Origin of the sequence: Ketobacter sp. MCCC 1A13808 (genome assembly GCF_009746715.1) — a bacterium.
Classification (GTDB): Bacteria; Pseudomonadota; Gammaproteobacteria; order Pseudomonadales; family Ketobacteraceae; genus Ketobacter.
In genome coordinates, this window is the sequence record NZ_VRKW01000003.1 from 497,198 (window position 1) to 509,724 (window position 12,527).

Consider the following 12,527-nt stretch of genomic DNA (forward strand, 5'->3'; position numbering starts at 1 on the left):
ATCCCGCATTTAAATGCAGCACGATGCCGCAAACCATCACAGCCCAGATCGAGCCATCCAATTTTAAATTTAGAATCAATGATTTAATAAGCCACCATGATCCTTTATCAGCAGAAAACGGCTAAACAGTTGATCTAAATAAGCAGGCAAACCGCAACCCTGAATTCGTAGGTGGATCTGCGGTTTGCCATTTTTCTATTGCCGAACAATGCCCTGGCGCTGGCGGTATCAGAAGGCCCAATAATCTTTAAAGCTAGGGAATATGCCGCGTTTTTTCTGGGATTCCTCGCGCTGGTAACCACCCGTAACCGCATCCACTACTTCATCGATTTCGGGTTCGGCATCAGGGTCGGCATTTTGCAAAGAAGTGTTGGCTTTGCCCATCAACAACGGATCGTCCCCATTCTTGATGCCGTCCTCATCCCGATCCAATGCGATACGAACACCCGTTCCCGGTGGTGCACATTGGTAGTTCAGACTGTTGCTTTGGCTGCGTCCCAGTTCGCGTAACGCCGCATCGGTTAACGTGCCGGAAACCACGCTGTCGCCGTGGAATTGGCCGTCCTCCATCATCAACCACGCTGCCGCTTGCCCCTCGATTATACCGTGCACGACCAAATCGCATTTGGGTTTGTTGGGGCCGCCTTCCTGCAAGTGAGCCAGGGCCTGCTCGATCGTGAGATCAATTCGTTGATCCGCTGCTGCTGGGCTGGTGCCATTCAGGGTCTCTTGTTGACCCACGATAGGCGCCATTCCCGTGGGCATCGCTGCCACAAACTGGGTTACGCCTTCCAGACGGTCGGGGGGTACATGAAATACGTTAAGCGACAAAAATGATTCCAGCGTATCCGCGCCGCCATCGTGTGACAATCCGTATCCGGTTACCTGGTCACCCATAAAGCGATCGGTGGAGGTTTTGTGCCGGAATTTCAAACCGAACATTCCGCTGCGTGTGTAGACATTACGTAAGTGCGCCACTTTCATGTCCTGGGTGGTCTCGGTGCCTTCGAAACTCATCAGTGTACTGCTACCAAAGCGCTCAATGTCCGGATCGAGTTCGTGGCAATCGTTGCAGGGAATCATTGCCACGTTGCCACCGGACGGTGCGATGAAACCCGTGGTCTTGACATTAAAGTAGGTGTCTCTGCCTTCTTCTTGCAGCTCGGTTAACGAATCATCCAGATTGCGAATCGGGCTCGGTGGATAGCGCAACTGCAAAACAAAATCCGCAAACGAATCCAGTTCGTCTTCAGTGGGCATAGCGTCTCGTCCCAGCAGGCCAGGGAACGCGACCCGAAACTCTTTGAAGGCGGCCCGCTCCATTGATTCTCCGTTGAAGCGTCTGCCGCCGGTACGATCTCCGCGCCAATGCTGCGGGCCTTGAAATTCCATACCGCGCAGAGACTGGGTCAGCATGGGGCCTTTTAACGGATGATGCACCCGTAATGCATTCATGCGCATGAAGAAGTTTACGTAGCCACGGGTGTTGTAAGACCAGCTAAGATCGGGGTCACCCAAATCCCAGGCGATGCCATCAGTATCACCAAACAAGTGGCAGCTGGCACAGGAGGAATCGCCGCGGCCGGAACTGTACCGGGCATCGTATAAAAAGGGGCGGCCCTTAACGATGAATTCGGGTTCCGGGTTGTACATGGTGATATGAGCGGCTTCTGTTTTGGTCTGGGTGTCGATGACCGATATCCCATTATCGAAGCGAGTTAACACAAACAGACGCTGGCGAGACTCATCCAAAACCAGGCCACTGGGTCCGCCGCCGGTGACTTCGATATGACTTTCTTCACTCGGGCTAAAGCTATCGGATTCCAGTTGCTCAATATCGAATACCGCCACTTTAGAGGAACCAAACGCGTTCAGATACAGGGTGTCGCCGGCGTTGTTCACCTGCATCTGCAGCGGCAGTGCCAGACTTCGGGCATTTTCTGAAGGGCTGCCATCGGGGTTGCTGTCACTTAAGTGTGGATTCAGGTTGCGCGGCATAACCACATCGTCTTTGATCACAGTAATCCGGTTTTCAATGAAGCGGCCACGCAAAGTCTGTTCGTCGCTGCGCTCGCCGTGTCCCTCGAAACGCAGTTCGTTGCGCGCCTCCAGGTTACTGACATAGAGTGCGCCGGTGCTGGGGTTTACCGCTAAATTAAACAAGGCATTACCGACGTGAGCGTGAGTCTTGCTAACAGCAGGCCTGTTCGCCATGGCGTCAATCTCGAACACGTCATAGTCAGGCAGGTTAAACAGGACGTAAGGATTCCAGTCGGTCCCATAATAATCCCTCCATGCTTCGCCATCGTAGCGCACGATTACACCGGTGTTGGGTGCCTTGACTCCGGTTGCGTCTGTCTTCGGGCCGGGCTTTCCGTCTTCGGTACTGTAGACGCCCTTGGTCTTATAGTTATGTATTGCAATGGTGGACTGATTGCCCGATTTGTAGATGCCGGCATAGACCGTTCGTCCATCGGGACTTACCGCCAAACCACGAGGCGGCATACCAAACAGCGTGACAATATTTAAAGGTTCATTGTGGGTTGCGTCAGCATCAAACACCCAGACATCTGCGCGGTCAATTCCGGGTGTGGTAGGTTGGTGTTCTGAAGGTGAATTCTGTCCGCGATGGGCTGTGGCTATAAAGGCTCTATCGCCTCCAGGGCCGGCAAACACGATGTCCTGAGGTTCGTCACCCAGTTGCAGGGTACGCTTCACATGGGGCACCGCTGCGGCGATGTCCACAACGCTCACGCTGTCTGATAACGTGTTCACGACCCAGGCTTCCTGATCATTGCGCAATGCGATGGCAATGGGTTCCAGGCCCACAGGAATGCTGTGCATTGCCACCGGTATGTCGCCGGTGACGTCGAAAATTTCCAATCTGCCGTCCGGGGTGTTCAGTGCATATAACCGGGACGCGTCTGAATTCAAGGCGAGAGGACGAACCTGGCCACTTTCAAATAGTGTGTAAGATCCTTGCACTTTGATATCGATAGTGCCGGTAGTCTCACCGTGCCAACCGTCCGATACTTCAAAAACGATTTCATCAAAGCCGGTGTAGTCGTCTTCGGGGATATAAACCAGATTGGGTGCGTCGCCTTCCAATCGGCCATGCTTGGGGGCACTGATGATCTCAAACGAAAGTCGGTCACGACTTTTCCACTCCCACCACGACAACCTATGCTTCGCCTGCATTGAAAAGCTGATGGGGCGGTTTCTGAAGGTGGATAGACCATGGCTTTTGGCTTGCGGAATATAGAATGGCTTTTTATTGGCAACCGTATCGATGGACGCGCTGATAACGGGGCTGCTCAGCACGAGCTCCAGCATGCCTTGCCAGAAATCGCCAGCCAATGCGCCGGGGCCATCAGTACCTGGCGCTTCGATCTCATTCGCGAAAGTGGTGCGGGTTAATACCGACATCAACAACAAAAATAGAATGCCCTGTTTCATGCGCCTTGTCCTTATTATTTTTATATTTCTATCAGGCCGCTAACCTCCAGTTGGCTCCAGAGGCTTCAGGCATGTGGTAATCCGACGGTTTAGTAATCGAAAAAAAAGATACTAATCTTTAACCAATTGTCACATCAACGAGTGTTTACAGAATCGCAACCAAAAAAACTGAGCAGTAAGTAAGGAGACGTAGCGTGAAAAAAGAGGGGGCGCTCGTGTATATCATCGGAATAGAGAGCGCCCTCGCGGGATAAAACGCAGTCCAAGCGTAGATGAAAGACTTTGAGATCACGTGCCTGTTCGTTTATTAAGGAATTAAGTAACTGAAGCCCAGCATCATAGTCCCTATATCATCTGAATAACGGGTTGCCTGCACACCAATACGAACATTATTGGTTAGGAGATAGTTTGCCCCGGCCTGCAGGCTCAGCTGGCCTTTACTTTCCAGCCGAGAATTAAAACCTGATGCCACATCGGCTTCAATATGCGAGTAACCCGCGCCCAATAACCAGCGCCACTGGCCATACAGCGGCCTGCTATATTGTGCCAGCAGGCTGTGAGTTGTGTATTCAATCGGTGCACCGTTCACTTCGGCGTCACCCGGAATGCCGTATTCATAACGTACCTGCCACGCTTTGTTCAATTGCATTCCCAGGGCAATATTTACCGCTAATCCACCGTCGTCTGTGACTTTATTGTTACCATGCACTTCCGGATTAAGCTTGCTGTAACCAACACCCCACGCCAGCAGCCAGTGCATTTTGTCTGCGGAAAGCTCATCTGCCGCAGATGCCGGGTTCGCCTGTAACAGCGGCACCCAGAGCAGCCCCACCACCAGCAATGCACGCGCACCACCGGACAAACGTCTTGCCATACCCAACATCAATAGCGTTAACAGCATCCATGGACCTAATGCACCGCCAGCCACAGTGATATCGTTACCGGTATTAATCGATGGGTCTTCGCCGTCATTTATGTTGTCATTGTCAGAATCCGGGTCCAGGTGATCGGCGATGCCATCGTTGTCTTTATCCGGTAGCTCACGGTCATCACGCACACCGTTGCCGTTATTGTCAGTGTTACTGAGCAGACCATTTACGTCGTAATCAACGCCATCATCAATGCCGTCGGCGTCCGCATCCAAACCGGTGAAAAACACCAGCTGTGGATTTTCATCCGCATCCGGGATGCCATCACCATCGTCATCATCGTCCAGATGATTCGGAATGCCATCGCCATCAATATCCGCTAGAGAACCAAACGCCCCAACGGCGTTATCGACCACGTCTGCCAGGCCATCACGATCGATATCTCCGGTTTTGTCGAGCATGCCATCATTATTGGCATCTAACCGGGGCGGCAGACCGCTGCGGGAGAAGTCCGTCTGATTACCTTCGCTAATCAGTTGCAGAAAGTTAAAGATACCATCGTTGTTATAGTCAATCAGACTGTTGCTGTCATCGATCTCAATGCCGGGATCATCCTTCATCAGATTACCATCTGTGTCAGTCAGAAGGTTCTCCACCAAGTCGCCGATACCATCATTATCAGAATCCAGATCCTGGCTATTCAGTAGGCCATCATTGTCTGCATCTACCAGTGCATTCGCGGCACGATAACCTTCCACGGTCATGAGAGTGTCGTCTGCACCATCGAGGTTGTCATCCGTGCGGCCATCATCAACATTGCCGTCATTATCAATATCAGCATCGAAGAAATCGATAATGCCGTCGCTATCGGTGTCAGACAGAACCAAACCAAGTTCAACACGGTCTGACAGACCATCCTGATCGCTGTCCGTGTCTTTACGATCTACAATGCCATCACCGTCACGGTCTGTGATGGCTGTACCTTCCAAACTGTTCGGCAGACCATCACCGTCGTCATCCTGAGCTTCCATAATACGAGCGCTTAATGCTTCTAATTCCGCCAGGGTATCCACATTAGCTGCCAGAGAACGCGCAACAGCACTGTTCAGAATCGGCAGTATACGGGTAAAAGTATCGTTATCCTGAAAATCCAGTCCAGCCTGACGATACTGACTCTGAGTTAAGGCGAACGCACCAATTCCAGCAGCAGAATCAGAAATAGTCACCAGGGAATGTTGCTGCAAACTGATCACCGTATCCGTGGCCGCAGAGGTTCGATCCTCATTACGCCCAAGGTCATCGGTATAGGTGACCTGCAAAGTAATCTGCTCGCCAACATCGGCAGCAGCGACGAGATAGGACGAACTACTGCCGACGACAGTAGAGCCCCGTCGCCATTGATATGTCAGTGTCGAACTATCAATACCATCAGTATCATTGACCTGAGCTACCAAGGTCTGACTTTCGATAGCCAGGCCAGAAACCGTGACAGAACCATCGGTATTGATATTCTGATAATCCACCGACAGGCTGCCTGAAGTATTATTATTTCCGGCTGCATCGTTGGCTTTATTGGCTGCCACACTGAGGGTGACCATGCCGAATGCCAATGGCGTAATATCGATGGTATATACCGAACCACTAACCGCCTGGAAATTACTGCCACTGGCATTGGTTAGCGTAATATCACCCACGACAAACCCGCTTACCGCTTCGCTGAAGGTAAAGGTCGCAGTAAATGGCGCACTGATGTTGCCACTGGCGCCACTGACAGTAACAGCGGGAGCTGTCGTATCATAAATGATCGACAACTGCGTAGCTGCACTATTGTTATTGCCCGCACTATCCTGAGCGACTGAGCCGGCCACCTCCACTGTTACTGCAGCTTCGCTGGTTGGTGTAATGAGTGCGGTATAGGTGGAGGCATTCGTCGAACTGAATGTGCTGACCGACGCGTTACTTACCGTAATGTCGCCAACCGTAAATCCGCTGACGTTTTCACTGAAGGTAAAGGTCGCGGTAAAAGGGGCATTAATACTGCCACTGGCGCCGCTGATCGCTACTGTTGGCAAACTGCCATCGTAAGTAATTGCAAGCTGTGTCGCTGCCGTATTGTTATTTCCCGCAGCATCCTGAGCGACTGAACCGGCCACATCCACTGTTACCGCACCATCGCTGGTTGGCGTAATGAGCGCGGTATAGGTGGAGGCGTTGGTCGCGTTGAATGCACCAACCGTTGCGTTGCTGGCAACGATATCGCCCACGATAAACCCACTTACCGATTCGCTAAAGGCAAAGGTAGCAGTAAACGGCGCATTGATGCTGCCACTGGCACCACTTATCGTAACCGTCGGTGCCGTTGCATCGTAAGTAACAGCAAGCTGGGTTGCTGCGGAACTGTTATTGCCAACTCCGTCCTGGGCTGCTGCGCCGGCAATATCCAGCGTCACCGCACCATCCGTTGTTGGTGTAATCAACGCGGTATAGACCGATGCACTGGTTGCGTTGAATGCACTGACAGAGGCATTACTTGCCGTAATATCGCCAACAGAAAATCCACTGACGTTTTCACTGAAGGTAAAGGTCGCGGTAAAAGAAGCATTAATACTGCCACTGGCGCCGGAAATAACTACTGTCGGGTAGACCTGATCGTTGTCTGTGATCGATACCGTTTGCTGTTGTACACCGGATTCAGTGCCGTTACTCACACTGGAAATATCAACGATGATGGTTTCGGTTGCTTCTTCAAGCAAATCCTCCGCAATAGCCAAGCCAGAATTAGCGCTGGTATTGCCCGTTGTAATGGTCAGGCTGCTAACGGGAGTATAATCATCACCATCAGTAGCAGTTCCTGAATACGCCAGATTAACTGTAATATTCTGGTTAAAAGCATAACTGGCGGTTGCAGTCAGCGTAACACTACCGGCAGATTCCAATGGGCTTGTATTGCTGGCTGCAAATGTAATGGCGGGATATGCGGTAACCGTCAGCGTTGTCGTGTAAGCAGAGGCGCTGTAACTGATACCGTCATTCACCTCAAAAGTAAAGTTGCCGGAGCTGCCATTGCTGTTGATATATTTCAGTCGCCCGGCATCCAGATTCGTTTTACTGACTTGCGCGGTATCCGTTAATGCAGCCTCGGCATTATTAATAGTGCCACTGCCATCATTGTCGATCCAAAGGCTGCCATTCGCCGGAGCGCTGGCGATACGAATATGATCTAAAGGGTCACCGTCGCTGTCGGAATACGAAAAATTCGCCGTTGAAAATGCATAAGGTGTTCCCTGATAGATCGGGCTTGCCGTAAAACTTACAGCCGTTGGTGCAATATTTGTGACAAAAACCGAACCGGTAAAGCTATCGGGTAAGGTGCCTGGATAGCCTGGGTTATCAGTGAAAGACCAGTTCGAGGAATTATAAATTTGAGATAAGCAATCTGACAGTGTCGAGTTGCAAGATGCAGGGCCAGTGTAATAACCCTCTGAGATATTGAGCTGAGCGGTCTGTCCGCTAACAAGAGATGTACCCGCGATAGTGGCCACATCACCATTACCAAGACTTGATTCGTCACCGTAAAAAGCCAGAAAGACACCAGGAACCGCCCGTGTTCCGGTATAAATATAAACCTGATCGCCACTTATCATATTAAAGCCGGTATCGCTTTCAGAAACTGTGCCGACATTAACACCGATACCACTAGTACTGGGATCGTCAGACGCATTGTTAATTTTGATAACGGTGCCTCTGGCGATAGCACTGCCAGTATTATTTTCCCAGGTTAAATTACCTTCACCGGTTGGTGTGGAAAATGCAACACCATCCCACTCTTCATCAGTGAAGGTAAGTGTGGTTCCATTCGGGCAGTCATCGAGGAATATAAAAGTAAGTCCGTCGTTGTAAACGACAGAAGGACTGACGTCATAACCATTGTAGGCGAGGATCGCAACATCTCCCGGAGAATCAATTGCACCATTCTGGGTTGCGGCTGAAGCAACTAACGGAATAAATAAAAGTAAAAATAAAAATCGCTTCATAGCAATCCCCAATGATTATTTGTTATTCCCATTCACACAGAAAGTAACGGACCGGTAAGCCGGTCCGTTATTTATCAATTGCAAGAAGGGATTTACCTTACGCACAGATGATCTGGCTGTGGTTAACTCGCACCTAAACTATAGTCGAATTTATGTACATCAAAAGATTTCTCAATTAGTCGACACGCTAACGCTGGCAATTCCAATCTTTGCCCTTGTTATAACTCGTTTGCTAGGCTGGTACGAAAACCCCGTACATTTGGTAATAAAAATGGTTGCCGTTAGCGTAAGCCAAATTTAGAGACAGACTAAAATTCTTTTTAGAACAAGTAGCTAGTGGTCGAGCGCATTTGGATGTGACCGGTGGGGCAGGGGAGGCGTTCAATATAGTTAGTGCGGATGATGGGGCGCGAGATAAGGAAACCCTACACGTTTTGCAGAATAGCCGCCCCAGCAACACCTACGTATAATAAACAACTATCCATTTGTTTCTCTCATACGCCCAGCTCAGCGGGCAATTGAAGTGCAGCGTAACTTGATCCGCTACAGCTGCTGGTATAATGCGATTTATTGCACATTTTTATCAACAAAGCTATTTAACTCAGAAGTTGACCGAATGACATGTAGAGTTTTGTTTTTTGACAATTCTTCCAATCTTTTCAAGAATCCATCATTCCAAAATCTTGGGCAAAGCTTCAATACTTTGTAGCTCTCTAGTGTTCCCTTTAACACGGAGCTTCCATCAGGCCAACCTTCTGGCTTTTTGAATAACCCTTTAATTAGTCGCTTCGTCACTAAACAATAGGTAATAAAGTAAGGCAACTCTATATAGATAATTGTGTCCGCAGCTTCAAGGCGCCTGTTGAAAGAATTCATTGAGCTTAATGGTCCAAAGCCTTCTATGATCCATTCGTCGAGTGATATAAGCTTTTCGTGGGCATCTTCATAACTCCTCCTATCCACCTCCTGGCCATTCTGTTTGTACAAAATTGAATCCAGGGCATACAACTTGATTCCTGTAGCTGACGCAAGTTTTCTACTTAAAGTGGACTTCCCATTAGCGGGCTTCCCTATAACCGCCACTTTCTTCATTTTAGTTCCTCCATCTAGGACTATTACCCAGAGGCAGAAATAGAAAACCCGCCTCATGGGCGGGTTTGATAATTCAGTGACGCATTAACAATCCCACCATCCCTATGGAATGATGATGATAATTCGCGCTGTCTTTTGCGTAAGATTTAATTTCATTTCCGAATCCTGAGTGGCAGCTAATTAAAAGTCAAGTTAATGATTGATTTAGACGTGGGTGCTCAAGCATATAACGGGCAGAACTTAAGTGGTTCCATTTCTTGGCTTGGTTATGTGATTGTTGCACTTAAAACGTTGATAATAAGAAAAAAACCGAAGCTACTGACAATTCGTATCAAGATTAACCCGTATCTCAGTTTGGTCCAAATACCCGAAATTGTTAAATTTATAAACTTTTCCTTCAGCGCACTTAATGGAAACTGAGGATGGGGTAGACCAGCTTAACTCCATACTGTCGATACTATCTGTTCTTAAATAATCAGAATCAGGCTCAATTTCTAGTGGACTTTTTCCGGCATTCAAAACATATATTCTATACACAAACGGCACTGTGGCATCGTAGCCATACTTAACAATAGATATGTCTAAATTCCTATCATGACTAGAAATCGTTTTGATCACACTTGCTTCATAATTGTCAGGAGTACAGCCTGACAAAAATATTGTTAATGCTAACGCAATACTATTTACCCATCGTTTTCGCATATTCGATCCCGCTGTTTATAATCCCAGGGTCCACCATTTCGAACCATTTCGTAAAACCAGACATAATCGATTGGCCCTAAAACAAAACCAACTTGAGTTTTAGCTGCCCATATATTCATTTCAACACACGCCCCTGGAGGCATTGCTGGCAATCCCGCCATTATATTCTCCTATTTAAATCGCTAGCTGCAAAAATCATAACGTCGGCATCATGGGAGCCAGCGGTGTGGAGCCAATTGTGGTGCGCGTAGTTGGCTTCCTGTAAATGCACTAGTTGACTTTTATTTTCGATGCCAGGAAACACCATAGCGATTGAAAACTTAATACGTGATTCTGATTTGTTACTTGATTCAGTCTTCCCTTCAGCACCTATTTCAATAGACGCAATAGATATTTTTTTGCCCCTGCCTTACCCTGCTCACCTGCTCGATTTCTTCTTGACTAGGCTTGTCGCTGATCTATTCCTTTTTCTCATACTCACTACCTTCCCAAAACGAACTCAAAAAGGAATCTAAGAAATACACTTTCACGTTAGAACAATCCTTGCCTAAAAACATAACGCCCCTGTCAGTGGACAAGTGGAGTGGAACGTTTTTTATGGTAAGAGGAGCGCAGCGACAAACCATAAAAAACGCGGAACGTAGCTTGGTCCACTGCACAGGGGCGTTATATGCTTGATGCACAATAGAAATGCGCATACACTATCTGCATTACCGTACTGGACAAATAGCCATGCAGCAAGCATTTGACACCCAAGCCCCTAAAAAGCCAACAAATGTCAGCATAAACAGTGACTTACTGACAAAAGCCAAGGCTTTGAAAATTAACCTTTCAGCCACCCTTGAAGAAGCTCTAATAGAGTTAGTTAGCGCAAAGCAAAGGGAGCTATGGAAACAAGAAAACCAGAACGCTATTGCGGCATACAATCAACTGATTGAAGAAAACGGTACTTTCAGTGATGACTTGAGGGCTTTTTAGTGGCGCAGTTCGTTGCCTATAAAAATCCCAATAGCAGAACAAAGAAGCTGTTTCCATACCTTCTGGATATTCAATCCAATCTACTGGACGACATTCGCACCACTATCGTTATCCCATTAAGTCCAGAATCTTTATCTGGCAATGCAGCTATCTCGAAACTTTGCCCAAAGATAGATATCGAGGGAAAGGTTTTTGTCGCTATGACTCAACAAATCGCTGGCGTTGATAGATCTACTCTTGGGAAAGAAGCGTATGACCTTTCAACTTATCGCTCAGAAATAATTGCAGCGCTGGATTTCATTGTTTCGGGCATATAATGCCGGGCAACAGCGACCGACTGCTTGCGCTTGTTATGAATTTTTAGCGTACAAACACTTTCCCTTTCGATAATGGGAAGGCGATAGTCTTTTAATTGTATCAAATTCTTCTTTGTAGCTTTTCACATTCCATTCCCAAGCCTCTTGGATTTCATAATGCTTATCGTACAACAGCCAAATCAATCTATCCCAGTCGTAGTTTGTAGCCTTTGGCACCATTGTAACTACACTTCCAGGCTTACCGCTCGGTCTATTCCCCTTTACTTGATAGCGGATGGTTTTAAACACAAAATCACTGCCTTTTGATACTGCGGTTTTATCTTGCATGAATTCAGAATATTCATCTTCTGTCATGCCCACCATCATTGCAGCATCATATTCCGAAAGCGATGCTGTGATTTGAGGCGCAACACCGTATCTTTCTTGCCATTCAAGGGTGACTTTTACTAGTTTCTCGCGGAGCACCAATTTACCTCATATTTCATAACGCCTTGCACACCAGCCCAGTTGCGACGTACAAATATCTGGTAAAAGCGCAGCGACCGCATATTTGTGCGGCGTAACTGGGTCTGCGTGCTGCAACTTGTTATAGCTTTGATTGATTAAATATTGACAATAAAACTATCGCAATAATTATCCAGAGAATTAGATTTTTTAGAAATTGGCTTGAACTCGATTGAGCCGTATCAGCACCACCCAATTCTTCAATGCGATCAGACATGGCTTGAGCGTCAAAGTACCGGAGATAATACGAGGAATGGGAGATCTGAATCAAGGCTATTACTCCGCCAGCGAATAACGCACCAGCTAGAGCACTCAAGAACAAATCAAATTTATAGCTCTTCCAGGATATTTCAGGATCGATATAGATATATACTCCAATTAACAAAGCAATAAATACGAAAAATATAGCAATATATCTATATTTTTTCTTATGGGAATTTTCATTATCGAGATATCGTTGACACGCAATTAGAACACTCTTCTCTCTAAGCTCAACGCTATTTATTTCCATTTTGATTCCTAAATATTGGCACTTAGATGCTATAACGCCTGGCTCTGGGGCTGTATGAAGCGAA

The 12,527-nt window shown here is 47.7% G+C and carries 8 protein-coding genes; 2 read left to right on the plus strand and 6 right to left on the minus strand.

The window, feature by feature from the left end:
- Positions 1 to 228: 228 nt before the first annotated feature.
- The 4 genes from FT643_RS09015 to FT643_RS09030 form a co-directional block, all read right to left on the minus strand.
- Complete coding sequence (locus tag FT643_RS09015) at positions 229 to 3,456, minus strand: Ig-like domain-containing protein (RefSeq protein ID WP_198043428.1); 3,228 nt, start codon at positions 3,454 to 3,456, stop codon at positions 229 to 231.
- Between the two features lie 307 nt (positions 3,457 to 3,763).
- On the minus strand, positions 3,764 to 8,359 hold the full coding sequence (locus FT643_RS09020) for an Ig-like domain-containing protein (protein ID WP_156871042.1): 4,596 nt from the start codon (positions 8,357 to 8,359) through the stop codon (positions 3,764 to 3,766).
- A 567-nt stretch (positions 8,360 to 8,926) separates the two neighbouring features.
- Positions 8,927 to 9,451 carry a P-loop NTPase family protein gene (locus tag FT643_RS09025; protein ID WP_156871043.1) on the minus strand — a complete coding sequence of 175 codons (525 nt, stop codon included), beginning with the start codon at positions 9,449 to 9,451 and terminating at the stop codon, positions 8,927 to 8,929.
- A gap of 315 nt (positions 9,452 to 9,766) precedes the next feature.
- A complete protein-coding gene (locus tag FT643_RS09030; RefSeq protein WP_156871044.1) occupies positions 9,767 to 10,153 on the minus strand; it encodes a hypothetical protein in 387 nt (128 codons plus the stop codon).
- A 732-nt stretch (positions 10,154 to 10,885) separates the two neighbouring features.
- On the opposite strand from FT643_RS09030, the gene FT643_RS09035 reads away from it, so the two are divergent.
- Together FT643_RS09035 and FT643_RS09040 are read left to right on the plus strand one after the other, a co-directional pair.
- Positions 10,886 to 11,131 (plus strand): type II toxin-antitoxin system CcdA family antitoxin, encoded by a 246-nt coding sequence (locus FT643_RS09035; protein WP_156871045.1) that lies wholly within the window; start codon positions 10,886 to 10,888, stop codon positions 11,129 to 11,131.
- The gene (locus tag FT643_RS09040) at positions 11,131 to 11,448 is read left to right on the plus strand and encodes a CcdB family protein (RefSeq protein ID WP_317621979.1); all 318 of its coding nucleotides are present in this window, start codon (positions 11,131 to 11,133) and stop codon (positions 11,446 to 11,448) included. Before FT643_RS09035 ends, FT643_RS09040 begins: the two co-directional genes overlap by 1 nt.
- A gap of 33 nt (positions 11,449 to 11,481) precedes the next feature.
- Here FT643_RS09040 and FT643_RS09045 read toward each other — a convergent pair whose 3' ends face one another.
- Positions 11,482 to 11,913: a hypothetical protein gene (locus FT643_RS09045; RefSeq protein WP_198043429.1), complete on the minus strand. Its 432-nt coding sequence runs from the start codon at positions 11,911 to 11,913 to the stop codon at positions 11,482 to 11,484.
- A 121-nt stretch (positions 11,914 to 12,034) separates the two neighbouring features.
- The gene (locus FT643_RS09050) at positions 12,035 to 12,463 is read right to left on the minus strand and encodes a hypothetical protein (protein WP_156871047.1); all 429 of its coding nucleotides are present in this window, start codon (positions 12,461 to 12,463) and stop codon (positions 12,035 to 12,037) included.
- Positions 12,464 to 12,527 lie beyond the last annotated feature (64 nt).

What these genes read in the sequence shown, in the direction of transcription:
- FT643_RS09030 (WP_156871044.1), bottom strand. Translation starts at nt 10,153, where the DNA reads ATGCGAAAACGATGGGTAAATAGTATTGCGTTAGCATTAACAATATTT.
- FT643_RS09050 (WP_156871047.1), bottom strand. Translation starts at nt 12,463, where the DNA reads ATGGAAATAAATAGCGTTGAGCTTAGAGAGAAGAGTGTTCTAATTGCG.
- FT643_RS09015 (WP_198043428.1), bottom strand. Translation starts at nt 3,456, where the DNA reads ATGAAACAGGGCATTCTATTTTTGTTGTTGATGTCGGTATTAACCCGC.
- FT643_RS09035 (WP_156871045.1), top strand. Translation starts at nt 10,886, where the DNA reads ATGCAGCAAGCATTTGACACCCAAGCCCCTAAAAAGCCAACAAATGTC.
- FT643_RS09025 (WP_156871043.1), bottom strand. Translation starts at nt 9,451, where the DNA reads ATGAAGAAAGTGGCGGTTATAGGGAAGCCCGCTAATGGGAAGTCCACT.
- FT643_RS09020 (WP_156871042.1), bottom strand. Translation starts at nt 8,359, where the DNA reads ATGAAGCGATTTTTATTTTTACTTTTATTTATTCCGTTAGTTGCTTCA.